Here is a 16,215-nt window from a genome sequence, read left to right on the forward strand (position 1 = left end):
TTAAAGTCAGGGTATGCCCCCTGTCCTGGCAAAGTGGGTGCCGCGACAGCGCACCGTGGCCGCCGCCGTCGTGCTTTTGGTTGCCCTGCTTCTTGGGTCGCTGCTGGCCGGCTGCGAGTACGTGGACGAAGACAACTACCGGGACGAAGGGACCGCCGCCGCGTCGGCCCCTCCCCCGACGGGCGCGGCCCTGCCGCAGGACCCGGCGCTGAGCCAGCCCGTTGCCGGAGCGGAGCTGGACAAGTGGGTCAAGCAGGTCCTGCCCAGCGCCGAAGGCCAGGTGTTCCACACCGGCTCCGGATCGTTGGATGCCGGCGCCGAACGGAGCGAGACCACCGGGCAGCTTCCCAGCGGCACCTACACAGTCACCCTGGCTTGCCGGAGCACGTCCCGGGTCTCCTTTTCCGTCCGCAACGGGGAAGAGGAACTGATCGATCTGACCCTGCGCTGCGGGACGTCAAGGGTCAATGTGGTGTCCTTGGCCGCAGATACGGTCCTCACCGTCAAAATGGAAGCAAACAGTCCGGCGAACTACGCCTACCGGGTGAACCGGATCTGAGAACGCAGCGGCACGCCTTGGGCTGGAGCACGGCGCAGGCTGCACGGCTCAGGCGGTGCAGCCCTCGGGGCAGCGCAGCGTTTCCGGACTGGCAGCGCACTGCGCGCAATAGAGCGTCAGGGTCCGGCAGCTCGGGTTGGAACAGTTCTCAAACTTGCTCGTGGGCGCCGCGCAGCGGACACACTCGCCGATGGTCTTGGCCTCCTCGCTGAATTCGAGGTGCATCCGCTTGTCGAAGACGTACAGCGAGCCTTCCCACAGGCCCCGGTCCTTGAAGGCCTCGCCGTAGCGGACGATGCCGCCGTCGAGCTGGTAGACCTCCTTGAAACCGCGGTTCACCATGAGGCTGGACAGCACTTCGCAGCGGATTCCGCCGGTGCAGTAGGTGACGACCGGCTTGTCCTTGAGCGAGTCGTACTTGCCGGAGTCGAGCTCCTTGATGAAGTCGTGGGTGGTGGCGACGTCGGGGACGATGGCGTCCTTGAACTTTCCGATCCGGGCCTCGAAGCCGTTGCGCCCGTCGAAGAACACCACCTCGTCGCCGGCTTCCTTCTTGGACTCCACGAGCCGGTGAAGTTCCTCGGGCTGCAGATGCGTGCCGCCGCCCACGACGCCGTTGCCGTCCACGATGAGCTCGCCCGGGGCGCCGAAGGACACGATCTCGTCGCGGACCTTGACGCTCAGACGCGGGAAGTCCGCGGCGCCGCCGTCGGACCATTTCACGTCGATGCCGTGGAACCCCTTGTATTCACGGGTGGTCTTGACGTACTGCTTGACGGCGCTGATCTCTCCGCCGACAGTCGCATTGATGCCGTCCTTGGAGATGAGGATGCGGCCGGTCAGCCCGAGTTTCTCGCACAGGGCGCGCTGCCAGAGCCGGATGGCGTCCGGGTCGGCGAGAGGGGTAAAGCCGTAAAAGAGCACAATTCGGTTCCAAGCCACGTATTTAAGGGTACTGGCCTCAGCCGGCCGCGCGGGACCTCCGCGGCAGGTGGGGTGGCCCAGGTGGGGAGGCGCGGGCGCGGGCGGGGGCGGGTGGGGTGGTGCGGTCCGGGGGGACTTTGGAGCCGATCCCGGCACCGCGGCGGCTGAACGACGGCGTGTCCGTGCCAAAGTACCCCGCGATGGCGCTGCGGGTTGTTCAAAGTTGTCCATGCGGCTTGGTAGAGTCCGCGGGAAGCGCTGCAGAAAGGCACTTTTGCCGCAGGCCCTCCGCAGCGGGTGCCGGGCCCGGGCCTTACCGTCACAATTGCATAAGCAAGCAAAGGATCACGGACCCGGCCCCTGTTGCTTGTGGCGGGGCTGGAATACGCTCATCACATGAGTCTTGAGGCGATGGTTGAAGATACCGCCCACCTGCTTGACGTCTGGGTTACCGGCTGGGCCGGCTGCCGGGGCTATGAGACGGGCAAGGAGGGCCGCTTCCCTGCGGCGCTGCGTGCGGACACGACCCACGAATGGGTGTATTTCGCCCATGACCCCTCCGAATCCGAGTTCGCGGAACTGGCGGCGAAGACAGCCGAGGTTCCGTCCAGGGTCCTCACCATCCTCACCAACGAGGTGGCGCGGTATGTGTCCCTCGCGCAGAAACACCGGCTGAATGTCACGTCGGCATCCCAGACCATGATGATCCTGGACATGGAGACGCAGGACTCCGAAGACCCCTGGCTCTCCGATGAAAGCCTCAACCTGGTGACCTCCATAGCCAACGGCGTCCACCACGCCATCGTCCAGGCGGCCGACGAGTTGGCCGCGAGCGGACAGCTTTTCGTCGCGGACCACACGGCCGTCTTCGACAAGATCGTGACGGAGCCGAAGTATCAGCGCCGCGGGCTGGGCAGCTTCATCATGAAGGCACTCGCCGCACAGGCTTTCGAGCACGACGTCGAAGCCGGGCTGCTGCTGGCCTCGCTGGACGGACAGCAGCTGTACTCACACCTGGGATGGAGTACGGTGTGCCACGTGCTGATGCTGTCCGCCTCGGATGAAGGCTCGGATCTGTCTGTGGGTTGAAGGCTTTTGCACCGGACGGCTGTTTGGCGGGGCCTGCGTGACGGGGTTTGGGGCCGGTCGGTTTGGGGCCGGATGAAACAATGTAGAAGTGAACCCGCATGAATCCCTGATTCCGTTGCTGGGCCGCGGCCCGGACCCGGAACAGTTGCGTCATGTGCGCACGATCCCCGCCCGCGAGGCCCTTCACATGCCGTGGCCGGAATGGGCCCATCCCGATCTGGTGGACGCCTACGGCTCGCTGGGCATCCACGAGCCGTACCGCCACCAGATCCAGGCCGCCGAACTGGCCCACGCCGGAGAGAACGTGGTGATCGCCACCGGAACCGCCTCCGGCAAGTCACTGGCCTACCAGCTGCCTGCACTGGATGCGATCCACCGTTCCGAGCTGCGTGTCCTTGCCGATCCGGGCAAGATCCACGACGACGGCGCCGTGACCCTGTACCTGTCCCCCACCAAGGCCCTGGCGGCAGACCAGCTGGCCGCCATCCGTGCCCTCAAACTGCCCACCGTCCGGGCCGAGACCTACGACGGCGACACCGACCCGGCGTCCCGGCGGTGGATCCGGGACCACGCAAACTTCATCCTGGCCAACCCTGACATGCTGCACTTCGGGATCCTCCCCAACCATGCCTGGTGGGCCAGGTTCTTCCGGCGGCTGCGCTACGTGATCGTGGACGAGGCCCACAGCTACCGCGGCGTTTTCGGATCCCATGTGGCCAACCTGATGCGCCGTCTTCGCCGGATCTGCGCCTACTACAGCCCGGGCGTCTCCCATCCCGGGCCCGTGTTCATCGCCGCGTCTGCCACCGCGTCCGAGCCGGGGACCTCCTTCGGCCGGCTTATCGGGGCGCCGGTCCGTTCCGTGTCCGAGGACGCCTCGCCGCACGGCTCCACCACGGTCGCGTTCTGGGAGCCCGCGCTGACCGAGGTCCGGGGCGAGAACGGCGCCAGGGAGCGCCGGACTGCCGTAGCCGAAACCGCGGAGCTGCTGGCTAATCTCGTATCCGCCCGGGTCCGGACCATTGCCTTCATCAAGTCCCGCCGCGGGGCCGAGACGATTTCGTCCATCACCAAGCGGCTCCTGGACGAAGTGGACCCCAGCCTGTCCCAACGCGTGGCCGCCTACCGCTCCGGCTACCTGCCGGAGGAGCGGCGGGCCCTGGAAAAGTCGCTGCGCTCCGGCGAACTGCTCGGCGTGTCCAGCACCTCCGCGCTGGAGCTCGGTATCGACATCTCCGGGCTCGACGCGGTGCTTGTGGCCGGCTGGCCCGGCACCCGCGCGTCTTTGTTCCAGCAGATCGGCCGGGCGGGGCGGGCCGGCCAGGACGCCATCGCCGCCTTCGTGGCGAGCGATGACCCGCTGGACACGTACCTGGTGAACCACCCCGAGGCGGTCTTCGATGTCTCGGTGGAGGCCACCGTCTTCGACCCCTCCAATCCTTATGTGCTGGGCCCGCACCTGTGCGCCGCCGCCGCGGAACTTCCGCTGGGGCATGCGGAACTTGGGCTGTTCGGCGGCACGGCCGAGAGGCTGCTGGGCCAGCTGGTGGCTCAGGGCTATCTGCGCAAACGTCCCGCCGGGTGGTTCTGGACGCACCCGCAAAGCGCCGCAGCCATGGTGAATCTGAGGGCCGACGGCGGCGGCCCGGTCAGCATCGTGGACGCGGACACCGGCTCCCTGCTGGGCACCATGGATTCGCCCCAGACGCATTATCAGGCCCACACCGGCGCCATTTATGTCCACCAAGGTGATAGCTACGTCGTGGAAGACCTGAACGAGGACGACCACTGCGTGGTGGTGCGCCGGGCCAACCCTGACTACTACACCACCGCCCGGGACGTGACCCAGATCGAAGTGCTGGAAACACACCGCACGACCCAGTGGGGCGACGTCGCCGTGCATTTCGGGGATGTGAAAGTGACAACACAGGTGGTCTCCTTCCAACGCAAGGCATTGATCTCGAACGAGATTCTTGGTGAAGAACCGCTGCAGTTGGGAGCCAGGGACCTGTTCACCAAGGCCGTCTGGTTCGTGATGGACAACCGGTCACTGACGGGCGCCGGCCTGATTGAGGCGCAGTTCCCAGGTGCCCTGCACGCGGCCGAACACGCTGCCATCGGCCTGCTGCCCCTGGTGGCCTCCAGCGACCGCTGGGACATCGGCGGGGTATCCACGGCCATCCACGCCGACACCGGCGTGCCGACCATCTTCGTGTACGACGGCCATCCGGGCGGTGCCGGGTTCGCCGAACGCGGCTACGACAAGGCCCGGGTCTGGCTGTCCGCCACGCGCGACGCGATCAAGGCCTGCGAATGCGAATCCGGCTGCCCGTCTTGCGTGCAGTCGCCCAAGTGCGGCAACAAGAACAACCCCCTGGACAAGGACGCCGCTGTCACCCTCATCGAGGTGCTGCTCAAGGACGCCACCGAAAGGATGGGCGCCGGCCAGCATGAGGCCGGCCCGCCGGAGCTGGACGGGTCGACGGCCGGCCGCGCGGATCGCCCGGCCACCGCAATCCAGTACTGAACCGCCTGCCAAGAAGCCAATGCCAGCGGTGGAGGCCGGCGGACCGGCCCCCTACGGGTAGGGGCTGGCAGCAGGGTCCAGGGGAGGCCCGGCCCTGGCTTGTCCGGTCGCCGCCCCGAGCCAGTTCCCCGCGCTGAGTTCGGTACGGACGAGTACCGTGCTGCCCGCGCCTTCCGAACAGCTCAGCATCCGTGCGCCGTTCCGGCGTGCAACCGCTTCGGCGACGGAGCACGGCTCGCCGGCTGTGATTCCCCGGGCGGCATCCGCAGCCGCCAGTGCGGCAAGGTCTGCGGCTGCCAAGGCCCGGTACGCGGTCACGGCGGATTGCGACAGCAGTACGATCACGGCAGTCGCCATGATGACTACAAGTCCAAGCGCCATGGCCAGGACAGTACCCGAACCGAGTTCTGAGCCGCGCTGCGGGAAGGCGCTCATGCCGCGCGGCCTGAACTCCGGACGTCGGGCAGTCCGCGCAGCAGCGCCAGGGCCGGCGAATCGGACGACTCTCCGCGCGCCCAGGCACGGGCGGTGAGGGTCCACGGAACCAGCGAACCGACAGCTCCGGCGACCCTGCCGGAGACCGTGACGGCGAGCCATTCGCCGTCGGAGTCCACGGCCGACGTTGCAGACTCGCCAGCGAGCCGGCGGACTATCCCGTTAACTGCGGCGGCGTCTTCGCCCCGGGCCAGGGCCCTCGCACCTGCGCTGGCGGCCTCCTCCAGCCGGAACTGCGTCAAGCCTGCGGCGGACCCGGCCAGCAACAGCCCAAACAGCAGCAGGACAGCGGGCAACGCTACAGCGAACTCGGCCGTTACCGCGCCCTGGCAGGAGTCGAGTCGCCGGCACATCCGGCCCACGCCGTGGTCGGGCACGGGCGGGGACGCAGATCCCCGGAAGCCCGGGCGCCAGGAACCCCGGCCCGGGGCGCCAACGACCGCAGCCGCGGCGCATCCGCGGAGACCGCCCTGCGCACCATGTTCGTCGTCCTCTCCCGGTCGCCGGCCGCGCCTCATGGCAGAGCCAGTGCGGTGCGGATGAGGTTCAGCAGGACTCCCCGGACCTCGTCGCTGCGCATGATGAACACGAGGATTCCGGCAAACCCCACGGCGGCCAGGGTGGCGATTGCATACTCTGCTGTGGCCATTCCCGCTTCGGAGCGGCGGCCCTTCGTGTGTTCGCGGGCCTGGACCGGGGTGGCTCTGCGGGCGCCCGGGTAGATTTCGCGGACTTCAGCGGTTGCAGGTGCGGCCGGCTCGGTGCAGGTCTCTGCGGGGGCATCTTGACGGGGTGTCATGTGCTTTCCTTTCACGGGAATCCGGCGGAGCCGCCGGCTGCTTCGACTCTCGCGTCTCCGGCGGGAGGAGGTAAGCCCTGTTGCCAGCCAAGTGGATAACGCCAGGTCCCGCGGGCCTGTGGAGGAGCACTGCAGGATCATTCGCCGAAGGGCCGCTGCCGATTTTCAGGCATGCCGGCGAACCTCCTGTTCCGGGCGGTCAGGGCGCTTCCTCAGCCGTCTCCCAGGGGAAGCTGAAGGCGCCGTCGATCACCCGGGCACGGACCGGACAGTGTTGCTCAAGTCGTGGCCGCTCGCGCTAATGGTCATGACCCGGGCGGGCTGACGGCGCCTGGCACCTTCGAGGAATCCGGCGCTGGCGCAGGAAAGGTTCCGGGAATCGGGCCGGGAGCCGCGGAGCCGCTGATGATGACGTCGTCGACGTAGATATCGCCGGTTTGCTGATCGTGTTCGGATCCCAGCTGGACCATGTCGGCGCTGGTCGCGGTGATGCCCACTTTGTTGCTCGCGTAAATGGACCGCCCGTCCCACCAAATCTGCACCCCGGTCTTTGAACCGTTGGGAAGGACGCGCATCACCAGATGGTGCCAGGTGCCCTGAGGAACCGCTGGCAGCAGGGTGGTGTAGAGGAAACTCTTCGGCGAAGCCACCCGGAGCACCAGCTCATGCGAGACGTTTTGCCTGAAGACATCCAAAATACGGGCATCGCCTGCAAAGAATCGGAAATACGGGACGTTGCTGCCTGCCGTGCCCTCGGCAGTGATGTTGAACCACCCGGCTGCAGAGACTTCGGCCGCCGGTCCGGCCAGTGCGAACGTCATTTTGGCGACGGATCCGCTGTCGGTGGTTGTGTGCAGGAAAGCCGCGCAGGTCGTTGGCGGTGAAGACGCCGAGGAGACGAGGGCGGTTCCCGTTCCCGAGGTGAACACTTTGAACCCTGCCATCGCCCCCGACTCGATGGTGGCCGCCTCTGTCGCCTTCCCTGTATTGGAAGCCGCCGGCGCGGCTATGCCGGTGTGGCAAGCCGGCGCTCCAGCAGTTGCCGGACCGGAAATGAGCGCCGCGGCGTCCAGAAACGCCAGTGCCAGCATGGCAGCGAGGCAAAGTCCTAGAAATCGTTTCATCCGTCGGCCCTCCGACATCGGCCTTGAATCAATACCCAACGCCTGCCGTTAGTTCCCTGCCCAGCCCTCCGCGTCAAGAACAGTGCTCCAACTGCAATGGTGGCTCCCTGCATAATAGTCCTGGCGGACTTGGGTAAACCTTGGAATAGTGAACCTCCCCGCCTTACGGACGGGGCTTCTGAGTTTGCGTTTCGCTTAGGCTGCAACGGGCGTTGGCCCTGCCGGGGACGGATGTCCTGCGGCTGCAGCGTGACTGGCGAGTTTTTCAGCTACACAGGAAAGGTTTCCTGTGGCCCGGTTCCGGGCTTTACTCAGGGCCGGCCGCAGGGGCGTGGCCCGGAGATATAGGACCCGGACGGGTTTGTCCGGGTTGATCGGGACGTATTTCCCGTGCCTGGCGCGCATCAGGGTGTTGAGGCCGCCCACGGCGTCGCGGTGGCAGGTAAACCCGCATTCACGGCACCGGTAGTCACGACTGGCGGGCGTGTTGCGTGTGGAACACGCGGGACAGGTTTTCGAGGACCAGGCCTCGTTCACATGGGTGACCGGGGACCCGGTTTTTTCGGCCAGGCAGCGTTCCTGGCGGCCCCGGGACCAATGGGACAGGCGACGGCGCTGGTCGCGGCCGAACCGGTGTTTCTCCGCCATCGCGGTGTTCTTTTCGATCCCACGGACGTCCCCGACGGCGACGGTGCCGGCGTTGTGGGTGATGGCGACGTCAGCGGCCTTGCGGGAGACCTGGTGGTCGATGTTGCGCAGGGCCCTGGCCGCGTGTGAGGAGGCATGCTTGAGGGCCCGGTGGTAGCGCTTCCACTGCCGGGAGCCCCTGGTGCACCGGGACATGAGCCGGCGCAGGTCCGCGACGGCGCTGTTGCGGAGGTGTTTGACGGCCCGTGCGGAGCGGCCGTTGATGACGGTGACTTCGTAGGCGTCGGCGGTTTCCACGGCGAGTGTCATCGGACAGGGCGGGCGGTCAGGCCGGGAGCATGGCCAGCAGCACGGGGACAACGCCGAGGCACACGAAGGCGGGCAAGGAACACAGACCCAGGGGCAGCACCAGCTTCACGCCCAGTGCTGCCGCCCGTTTTTCTGCGGTCCTGAACCGTGCGCGCCGCATCCGGGCCGCCTGGGCATACAGGATGGCCGAGGACGGAGCTCCGGTGAGCGCGGCGAAACCGAGGGCATCCCGCAAGGCAAGGAGGTCCGGCGACCGGACTTCGGAACTGCGCCAGGCAGTGTCCCAGTCGGCACCGATGGCAAGCGCCGACACGACGGGTCCCAGCGGGCGGCTGAGCTCGGGCGAGGCGAGGGCCGCCACCAGCTCCAGCGAGCGGCCGAGCCCGGCTCCGGCGTCCAGCATGGCTCCTATCAGTTCAAGCATCATGGCGGTGTCCCGAAGGCCTGGATTGCTCGCCCGCCGTCGCCCCTCCGCGCCCCTCCCCGAGTCCTGCCGACCCGGGTCCCGGAGCCGGAGCCGGAGCCGCCGGCTCACCCGGCCACGATCGGCAAGCGCCAGAACGGCTGCCCCGGCCAGGCAGGCCGCCACCGCCGCGTCGGCCAGCGCCCCGCTCACTGAGGCCCTGCTGCCGCCCGGACGAGCCTGGCTGACCAGATCCGCCCGGCCACGGTCAGCGCCACACCCGTGGCGAGCGCGGCAATCCCGTACGGGGTCCCCAGCAGGATCCTGACAGGATCCACGCCCAGCAGCATGCCCAGTCCCAGTCCCAGCAGCGGCAGCCAGCTCAGCAGCCGCACGGTTGCCCGGGGCCCGGCGAGGGCCGTCTGGCGGGCGGCTTCGGCGTCGTCTTCCGCCTCCAGCTGCGCGGCGAACCTCGTCAGCACGTCTGCCAGCGGGCAGCCGCTGGCCTCGGCGATGTCGAAGCACGCCGCCAGTTCGCCCCATACCCTCCATTCGAGGCTCGTTGTGCCGGGGACACCGCCGCCGGATGGCGTGCCCGCCCCCGTGCTGCGGATGGCTTCGGCCACGGGCGACCCGCGCAGGGCTGCCGCGCGGGTTGCCGCCAGCATGGCCACGGAGGCTGGGGCAAGCGCGGGCCCCGGGAGGTGGTCCGGCCGTCCGCCCGGCGCGGGGTCCCCGGCGTACAGCAGCCACAGTTCATCCCACAGCCGGGCCGGGGCGCGCCCTCCCGTTAACAGGGCGGCCAACTGCTGGACCACCACCGTCATCGGGACGTACGCCAAGTCTCCGCGCGCCCGTACGGGCAGGACCCTGCCGAGCAGCCGCCGGGGGCTAGGGAACTGGTCCACCGGCACCGGCGCGCGCAGCTCCTGGTCCGGCGGAAGCGCAGTACGGGCGCGGCGCGCCGGGGATCCGGGGGGTGAGAGTGCCAGCCAGGCAGCGAGCACCAGCACACCGAGCAGGATGGCGGTCATCGCGGGATCCGGCCCGCCGCGGGGCTGCCCGTTCCCGGCGGAATCGAAGTCCCGGGCGGCACGGATGCGTCGGCAGGCAAGGAAGGATCCAGGCCGAGGCGGGCCGCCAGTTGCGGCCAGGCCGGTCCGGGGCGGATGAAGCCGTCAAAGACCTCCAGCGCAGCGGAGACGCTCAAGCCGGTCCCGTCTTCTGCCATCACGCCGATGCAGGCCACCTGCCGCCCGTGTCGGGACCGTGCGACGTGGACGACGGCGTCGATGGCACTGGCCACCTGGAGGCGCACGGCATCCTGGCCCATCCCCGCGAGCGAGCCCAGGGCCGTGAGCCGTGCCGGCACTGCGGCCGCCGTGTTGGCGTGGATGGTTCCTCCGCCCCCGGTGTGGCCCGTGTTCATGGCTGTCAGCAGTTCGCGGACTTCCCCTCCCCGGCATTCGCCCACGATGAGACGGTCCGGGCGCATCCTCAGGGACTGCCGGACGAGTTCCCCGAGATCGACGGCACCGCCTCCCTCGAGGTTGCCGTGCCGGGATTCCAGCGAGACGACGTGCGGATGGACGGGGTTCAGCTCCGAGGCGTCCTCAATCAGAACGAGCCGTTCGCCCGGACGGCATAGGCCCAGGAGCGTGGCGAGCAGGGTGGTTTTCCCGGAGCCCGTCGCGCCGCTGATCAGGAAGCTCAGCCGGCGCTCCACCAGCCGTTCCAGCACATCCTGGACGAACGTGCCGAACATGCCGTTGTCCCGCAGCTCCGCCATGGTGAAGACGGATTGGCGGCGGATCCTCACGCTCAGGAGCGTCCCTGCCGTGGAAATCGGGGGCAGCACAGCGTGGACCCGGTAGCCGCCCTCGAGCCGGACATCCACGCACGGGGAACTGTCATCGAGCCGGCGGCCGCCCGCTGCCACGAGCCGCGCAGCGAGGGCACGGATCTGCGCTTCGCCGGAGAACGCGACAGGGGCCTTTTCCAGTCCGCTGCCGCGGTCCAGCCAGACCGAATCCGGACCGTTGACGAAGATGTCCGTCACGGCCGGATCCCGGGTGAGCGTCTGGAGCGGGCCCAGGCCGTTCAGTTCAGCGCTGATGCTGTCGACGGCGGCCAGGGCACCCCCGGTGCCGAGCAGCTTTCCGGTGGCCTGGACCGCGGCGGCAACCCGGGAAGGGGTCACCGGCCCGGCGTCGGCCATGATGGCCTCCCGTACCGATTCCAGCAGGCGCGGGTCCACGACGCCGCGTGGCCGGGGCCGGCCTCCCGGGGCGCTCAGGCTGCTTCCGGCAGGCTCCGGCGGGCCCAGCGCGGAATGGGCACTCATCAGCGGTCTCCCCCGCTCAGGTCAAGGACTTCGGCGGTGAACCGCCGGACGTTGCGCTGCTGGCCTGTTTCCAGGAGGCGTCCGAGTTCCGTCGCGGCGGTGGCGCCCCTGATTTCCGGCATGATCCCGTGCAAGGGAAGCCCTACCGATGCCGCGATGAGCGGCCCGTCCAACCCGGCTCCGGGCTTCCCGCGGATCACCAGGGCTGTTTCCACCGGGGGAAGCTCCTGCAGCAGCCGGGCCGATGCCACGGCCGCGCGCAGCCGGGCGGGTGCGACGACGATGATCCTGTCGCAGTCCCAGGCGAAGGTACGCAGGGACTCACGTCCCCGGCCGATGTCCAGCACCACCAGCTCGTAGCCCCGCCGGGCAGCGTCAAGGACCCCGGCCACGGCGGTCGAATCCACGCCCGCCGGCCGGTCCCGGCTGCCGGGCCAGGACAGGAAGGAGAATCCGCCGGCCTCCGGCAGTGCCTCGGAGAGCTGGCCAGGATCGATACTGCCGCTCGCTTCGGCAAAGTCCGGCCAGCGGAGGCCGGGCGAATCCTCCGCGGCAAGGGCCAGTTCAAGACCGCCGCCCCAGGGATCGCCGTCGATCAGGAGGACCCGCGCACCGGGCCGCGCCGCGGCCTGGGCAATCCACACGGCGGCCGTGGTGGCTCCTGCACCGCCGCAGCCGCCGGTGATGCCGAGCACGAGCCCGCCTGCCTCCGGCGCGCGGGAGCGGCTCAGGTAGTCCGCAAGCCAGGAGGAGGCGTCGGGAAGTACGGCAACCCGCTCGGCCCCGATGGCCGCGGCGAGGTGCCAGAGGCTGTCCCCGTCACCGTTCAGGCCGACAAGTACCGCCGGGGCCCGTCGCCGGGGTGGCAGCTCGCGGATGTCGCTGCCGACCAGTACCGCGGCAGCCGCGTCCCAGAACGGTGCGGCCTCGATGATGTCCGGCACCGTCCGCAGCGCTCCCCCGGCCGCGGCGACGATGCGTTCCACTTCGCTGCGGACCACCTCGAACCCGGTGACCAGCAGCGTCTCGGGCGACTCATCGGGCACCCACGGCCCCGGTGCCAGCGGTGGATCCGACAAGGGACTATCCCACAATGAAATTTCCCGCAAGGGACCGGACCGCTGGCGCCTGTTCATGGTGCCACTGTGCCCGTCGCCGGAGCGCGCTGTAACGGCCGGCACGCGCTATGTGGACAAGCCGCCCCGCCACGCAGGGCAGAATTGAGCTATGTACCTGCTGCTTGCCGCCCATGCCGACGGCGCAGTCATCCAGGAGCTCACCGCGGCCGGCGCCCCGGGCCCTGCCGGCCCGGAACCGCAGCCGGTCAGCGCCGCCGAGCTGCCCGGCGTCGTACGCGAGCTGGAGAAGCGTCGGCCGCGCTGGATCTGGCACCGCACCCAGGACTGGTATCCGGCGTTGCTGGCTGCCGGGGTGGAGCTGGAACGCTGTTACGACCTCACCCTGTGCGGCGCCATCCTGGCCCATTCGGAGTTCACCGCCCACACCGCATATGCCCTGGCCGCGGAAAAGGTCACGCAGGACGATGAGCTCCAGCAGCCGCCGCGCGCCCTCCAGCCCCCTCCCCCGCCGGCCGACCAGGGCTCGCTGTTCGACGATCCCGGCCTCCGCACGGCGCCCCGGCACTCGCCCGGGGAGCTCCGCGCCGAATACGCCGCCCAGCAGGCAGCGCTCGGTCACGCCGGCGCAACCGCCGGCACCGGCGCCAACACCGGCGCCAACGCCGGCCGGGATACCGGCGCCGATGTCACGCGGAGGCAACGGCTCCGGCTGCTGCTGGCCGCCGAATCCGCCGGCGCCATGATCGCGGCCGAAATGCAGCACACGGGTGTCCCCTGGCGGGAGGAACTGCACGAGCGGATCCTGTCGGGCTACCTCGGCCCCCGCCCGCCGCAGGGCCACCGTCCGGCCAGGCTCGAGGCGCTCGCCGCCGAGCTCCGGCAGCTGCTGCAGACACCGGCGCTGAACCCGGATTCGCCGCAGGAGCTCATGCGTGCCCTGCACCGGAACGGCATCGAGGTGAAGACCACCCGGCAGTGGGAGCTGAAGGAGTCCGCCCACCCAGCGATCGAGCCGCTGCTGGCCTTCAAGAAGCTCTCCCGGCTGCACGCCGCCAACGGCTGGGCGTGGCTGGATGCCTGGGTGCAGGACGGCCGCTTCCGGCCCGAGTACGTGGTGGGCGGGGTGGTCTCCGGCCGCTGGGCGTCGCGGGGCGGCGGGGCGCTGCAGATCCCGCGCCAGATCCGGGGCGCGGTGCATGCCGACCCGGGTTACAAGCTGATCGTCGCCGACGCCTCGCAGCTGGAGCCCCGGGTCCTGGTGGCGCTGGCCCAGGATTCCAGGATGGCCGAGGCTGCACGGGACAAGGACCTGTACGCCGGCATCGCGGCGCAGGGTTTCGGCGGTGACCGGGCCCAGGCGAAGGTGGCGCTGCTCGGCGCCATCTACGGTGCCACCACGGGAGAGTCCGGGCGCCTGTTGCCCCAGCTGGCCCGCACGTATCCACGCGCCGTCGGATTCGTGGAACAGGCCGCCCGCCAGGGCGAGGCCGGCAGGACCGTCACCTCGCGCCTGGGCCGGAGCAGCCCGCCGCCGTCGGACCGCTGGCTGAAGAGCCAGCAATCCACGACAGCCGAGGAACAGCGCCGGGCGGAATCCCTTGCCCGCTCGCGCGGCAGGTTCACCCGCAACTTCGTCGTGCAGGGCTCCGCGGCTGACTGGGCGGCCTGCTGGCTGGCGGAACTACGACGCCGGCTCCGTGCCATGCGCGCCGACGGCGCCCCTGCGGGGGAACTGGTGTTCTTTCTGCACGACGAGGTGATGGTCCACTGCCCCGCTGTGGCCGTCCACGACTGCATCCGGGCCATCGAGGAGGCCGCGGCGGCAGCCAAGGAGCTGCTGTTCGGAACGATTCCGGTGGACTTCCCGGTCAGCGTGGCCGTGGTGGACTCCTACGACGAGGCTAAATAGCGGGCAGTCGGATGCTCGGGGTAACGTACCGGCCGGTAGTGTTGTGCCCTGCCGCATCCCCGGATACCCTCAAAGGGCCGGTGATCAAGAACACTTCGCCGGAGGATGCAACGAGGCATAACAGTTGGGGAGGACCGGTTTGGCTGGCATTTTTGAGATCACCGAAGCTGGAGAAGAGTCGTACTTCTTCAAGCTGACGGCAGCGGACGGAACGGTCGTGGCCGTTTCGCCGATGTTCAACACCATCAAGGGCGCGGCCGCGGGCATTAACGCCGTCCGCGAGAACGCCGCGACCGGCCTGATCGTGGACCGCTCCCGCAGCGGAAGCCGGCCCTCGGCCAGCACGCCGACGACGCGTCCGCGCGCTTTCCGGGGCACCCCACGGCTGGCAGCCGGCTAGCAATCCGGCACAAGCACCGGGCTTCGCCGGTGCGCCGACCCTACACGCCGGCCGTCCTCACACGTCGAGGTATTTCAGACGTCGATCACGTGCCGGCGTGTTCGGTCCCAGGGAACGGCCCAGCCCAGCTGCTCAAAGAGCTGGCTGAGGATCATCGCGGTGAAACCCCACACCACCAGGCCGTTCACGGTGAACGCGGGGCTTTCGAACGTCTGTCCGGCGCGGCTCACGGTGGCCGTGACCCGGTTGTCCGGGTCCAGCAGATCCCGGACCGGCACCCGGAAGACCTGGGCGGATTCGCCGTAGTCCACCACCCGGACGGGCGACTGGGAGGCCCACCAGGCCAGGACGGGCGTCACCAGGAAGTTGCCCCGGGGAAGCGCCAGTTCCGGCATGATGCCGAGCACCTCGACGCCGGCAGGGTCCAGCCCGGTCTCCTCTTCCCCCTCGCGCAGCGCCGCCTCGATGACGGATTCCCCGGGGTCGATGCCGCCGCCGGGGAAGGCGACCTGGCCGGGGTGGTCCTCCAGGGTCTGGGCGCGCTGCAGCAGGAGAACATCCAGATCGGCCGGCGCAAGCAGCTTGACGGAGGCGGCCGGAACGCTGTCGAGCGCCCCGAAGAGCATCAGAATGGCCGCCCTGCGGATGCGTTCGCCGGGTGCGACGCTGAGTTTGCGCCAGCGCGGATCCGGCGCGGGCGCTGTTCCCGCTTCCACCGCAGCAACTAGGTCAATCAGGTCTTGGCGTGCGGTCATCGTTGCTTCCTCTGCGATTCCATCCGGATCTCGGCGGCGCGGTGCGTCTCGGCCAGCAGCTGGGCCAGCAGTGCCTCCTGCCCGGGGGCCAGCTCATACTTCAGCAGTTTCTTCGCCTTCTCCGGATCCGTCTCGCCGGCCCCAAAACTGGGGCACCAATTGGCGACCGCACAGGCCCCGCACGCCGGCTTGCGCGAATGGCAGACCCGGCGTCCGTGGAACACCACGCGGTGCGAGAGCATGGTCCAGTCTTTCGGCTCGAACAATTCGGCGACGTCGGACTCGACGCGCACCGGGTCATCCGAATCCGTCCAGCCGAAGCGCCTGGCCAGCCTGCCGAAATGGGTGTCCACGGTGATGCCCGGGATGCCGAAGGCATTTCCCAGCACGACATTGGCGGTCTTCCGTCCGACGCCGGGCAGCGTCACGAGGTCCGCCAACCGTCCCGGCACCTCGCCGTCGTACTCGTCCACGAGCCGGTTGCACAGCGCCATCAGGTTCCGGGTCTTGGCCCGGAAGAACCCTGTGGGTTTGACGATGGCTTCGATCTCGGCGGGGTCCGCCTCGGCCATGCTCCGCGCGTCCGGGTAGCGGGCGAACAGCAGGGGTGTGATCTGGTTGACCAGCACATCCGTCGTCTGGGCCGAGAGCACCGTGGCCACCACCAGTTCGAACGGGCTGCGGAAATCCAGTTCCGCGTGCGCGTACGGATACTGTTCGGCGAGCGCCTTGTTGATCCTGCGGGCACGGCGTTTGAGCGCGAGCAGGGTCTCCCCGGATGCCCTCGAAGCGGCGGGCTTCGTGCCTGCGGCGGCGCTGCCGGTTTTCGGGGTGCCGGGCTGGGCGGCCAT

17 protein-coding genes are annotated in these 16,215 nt (G+C 69.1%); 5 read left to right on the forward strand and 12 right to left on the reverse strand.

Going from position 1 to position 16,215, the window contains the following annotated elements:
- The first annotated feature begins 13 nt into the window (after positions 1 to 13).
- Positions 14 to 559, forward strand: coding sequence for a DUF6023 family protein (locus tag J9611_RS08570; RefSeq protein WP_211879345.1), 546 nt, complete (start codon positions 14 to 16; stop codon positions 557 to 559).
- 48 nt (positions 560 to 607) lie between these two features.
- Here the strand turns inward: J9611_RS08570 and trhO are convergent, their stop codons facing one another.
- Entirely contained in the window at positions 608 to 1,501 is an 894-nt protein-coding gene (trhO, locus tag J9611_RS08575) for an oxygen-dependent tRNA uridine(34) hydroxylase TrhO (RefSeq protein ID WP_211879347.1), read from the reverse strand.
- 378 nt (positions 1,502 to 1,879) lie between these two features.
- Between trhO and J9611_RS08580 the strand changes: the two genes are divergently transcribed.
- Both J9611_RS08580 and sftH read left to right on the forward strand, forming a co-directional pair.
- Complete coding sequence (locus tag J9611_RS08580) at positions 1,880 to 2,572, forward strand: GNAT family N-acetyltransferase (RefSeq protein ID WP_211879349.1); 693 nt, start codon at positions 1,880 to 1,882, stop codon at positions 2,570 to 2,572.
- A gap of 88 nt (positions 2,573 to 2,660) precedes the next feature.
- Positions 2,661 to 5,099, forward strand: coding sequence for a DEAD/DEAH box helicase (gene sftH, locus J9611_RS08585; protein ID WP_307857054.1), 2,439 nt, complete (start codon positions 2,661 to 2,663; stop codon positions 5,097 to 5,099).
- Between the two features lie 51 nt (positions 5,100 to 5,150).
- On the opposite strand, the gene J9611_RS08590 is transcribed toward sftH, so the two are convergent.
- The 9 genes from J9611_RS08590 to ssd form a co-directional block, all read right to left on the reverse strand.
- Positions 5,151 to 5,534, reverse strand: coding sequence for an Rv3654c family TadE-like protein (locus tag J9611_RS08590; protein ID WP_211879351.1), 384 nt, complete (start codon positions 5,532 to 5,534; stop codon positions 5,151 to 5,153).
- The gene (locus tag J9611_RS08595; RefSeq protein ID WP_307857055.1) at positions 5,531 to 5,971 is read right to left on the reverse strand and encodes a TadE family type IV pilus minor pilin; all 441 of its coding nucleotides are present in this window, start codon (positions 5,969 to 5,971) and stop codon (positions 5,531 to 5,533) included. The genes J9611_RS08590 and J9611_RS08595 overlap by 4 nt, the downstream gene beginning before the upstream one ends.
- 137 nt (positions 5,972 to 6,108) lie before the next feature.
- Positions 6,109 to 6,393 carry a DUF4244 domain-containing protein gene (locus J9611_RS08600; protein WP_211879353.1) on the reverse strand — a complete coding sequence of 95 codons (285 nt, stop codon included), beginning with the start codon at positions 6,391 to 6,393 and terminating at the stop codon, positions 6,109 to 6,111.
- 305 nt (positions 6,394 to 6,698) lie between these two features.
- Positions 6,699 to 7,517 (reverse strand): polysaccharide lyase family protein, encoded by an 819-nt coding sequence (locus J9611_RS08605; RefSeq protein WP_211879355.1) that lies wholly within the window; start codon positions 7,515 to 7,517, stop codon positions 6,699 to 6,701.
- 195 nt (positions 7,518 to 7,712) lie between these two features.
- Complete coding sequence (locus J9611_RS08610; protein ID WP_211879356.1) at positions 7,713 to 8,474, reverse strand: zinc ribbon domain-containing protein; 762 nt, start codon at positions 8,472 to 8,474, stop codon at positions 7,713 to 7,715.
- A 16-nt stretch (positions 8,475 to 8,490) separates the two neighbouring features.
- A complete protein-coding gene (locus J9611_RS08615) occupies positions 8,491 to 9,090 on the reverse strand; it encodes a type II secretion system F family protein (RefSeq protein WP_372447775.1) in 600 nt (199 codons plus the stop codon).
- A complete protein-coding gene (locus J9611_RS08620) occupies positions 9,087 to 9,911 on the reverse strand; it encodes a hypothetical protein (RefSeq protein WP_211879358.1) in 825 nt (274 codons plus the stop codon). Before J9611_RS08620 ends, J9611_RS08615 begins: the two co-directional genes overlap by 4 nt.
- Complete coding sequence (locus tag J9611_RS08625) at positions 9,908 to 11,221, reverse strand: TadA family conjugal transfer-associated ATPase (RefSeq protein ID WP_211879360.1); 1,314 nt, start codon at positions 11,219 to 11,221, stop codon at positions 9,908 to 9,910. The genes J9611_RS08620 and J9611_RS08625 overlap by 4 nt, the downstream gene beginning before the upstream one ends.
- A complete protein-coding gene (ssd, locus tag J9611_RS08630) occupies positions 11,221 to 12,300 on the reverse strand; it encodes a septum site-determining protein Ssd (RefSeq protein ID WP_246527563.1) in 1,080 nt (359 codons plus the stop codon). The genes J9611_RS08625 and ssd overlap by 1 nt, the downstream gene beginning before the upstream one ends.
- 148 nt (positions 12,301 to 12,448) lie before the next feature.
- On the opposite strand from ssd, the gene J9611_RS08635 reads away from it, so the two are divergent.
- Together J9611_RS08635 and J9611_RS08640 are read left to right on the forward strand one after the other, a co-directional pair.
- Complete coding sequence (locus J9611_RS08635) at positions 12,449 to 14,209, forward strand: bifunctional 3'-5' exonuclease/DNA polymerase (protein WP_211879364.1); 1,761 nt, start codon at positions 12,449 to 12,451, stop codon at positions 14,207 to 14,209.
- A gap of 139 nt (positions 14,210 to 14,348) precedes the next feature.
- Positions 14,349 to 14,609: a YegP family protein gene (locus J9611_RS08640; RefSeq protein WP_211879366.1), complete on the forward strand. Its 261-nt coding sequence runs from the start codon at positions 14,349 to 14,351 to the stop codon at positions 14,607 to 14,609.
- 74 nt (positions 14,610 to 14,683) lie between these two features.
- Here J9611_RS08640 and J9611_RS08645 read toward each other — a convergent pair whose 3' ends face one another.
- Both J9611_RS08645 and nth read right to left on the reverse strand, forming a co-directional pair.
- A complete protein-coding gene (locus J9611_RS08645) occupies positions 14,684 to 15,364 on the reverse strand; it encodes an NUDIX hydrolase (protein ID WP_211879368.1) in 681 nt (226 codons plus the stop codon).
- Complete coding sequence (nth, locus tag J9611_RS08650; RefSeq protein ID WP_246527564.1) at positions 15,361 to 16,215, reverse strand: endonuclease III; 855 nt, start codon at positions 16,213 to 16,215, stop codon at positions 15,361 to 15,363. The genes J9611_RS08645 and nth overlap by 4 nt, the downstream gene beginning before the upstream one ends.

It is taken from the genome of Pseudarthrobacter albicanus (assembly GCF_018224015.1).
Classification (GTDB): Bacteria; Actinomycetota; Actinomycetes; order Actinomycetales; family Micrococcaceae; genus Arthrobacter; species Arthrobacter albicanus.

Bases quoted from the DNA above. Each gene is read 5' to 3' on its own strand.
- J9611_RS08570 (WP_211879345.1), top strand. From the start codon at position 14: ATGCCCCCTGTCCTGGCAAAGTGGGTGCCGCGACAGCGCACCGTGGCC.
- J9611_RS08580 (WP_211879349.1), top strand. From the start codon at position 1,880: ATGAGTCTTGAGGCGATGGTTGAAGATACCGCCCACCTGCTTGACGTC.
- J9611_RS08590 (WP_211879351.1), bottom strand. From the start codon at position 5,534: ATGAGCGCCTTCCCGCAGCGCGGCTCAGAACTCGGTTCGGGTACTGTC.
- J9611_RS08600 (WP_211879353.1), bottom strand. From the start codon at position 6,393: ATGACACCCCGTCAAGATGCCCCCGCAGAGACCTGCACCGAGCCGGCC.
- J9611_RS08605 (WP_211879355.1), bottom strand. From the start codon at position 7,517: ATGAAACGATTTCTAGGACTTTGCCTCGCTGCCATGCTGGCACTGGCG.
- J9611_RS08610 (WP_211879356.1), bottom strand. From the start codon at position 8,474: ATGACACTCGCCGTGGAAACCGCCGACGCCTACGAAGTCACCGTCATC.
- J9611_RS08620 (WP_211879358.1), bottom strand. From the start codon at position 9,911: ATGACCGCCATCCTGCTCGGTGTGCTGGTGCTCGCTGCCTGGCTGGCA.
- J9611_RS08625 (WP_211879360.1), bottom strand. From the start codon at position 11,221: ATGAGTGCCCATTCCGCGCTGGGCCCGCCGGAGCCTGCCGGAAGCAGC.
- J9611_RS08635 (WP_211879364.1), top strand. From the start codon at position 12,449: ATGTACCTGCTGCTTGCCGCCCATGCCGACGGCGCAGTCATCCAGGAG.
- J9611_RS08645 (WP_211879368.1), bottom strand. From the start codon at position 15,364: ATGACCGCACGCCAAGACCTGATTGACCTAGTTGCTGCGGTGGAAGCG.
- nth (WP_246527564.1), bottom strand. From the start codon at position 16,215: ATGGCCGCCCAGCCCGGCACCCCGAAAACCGGCAGCGCCGCCGCAGGC.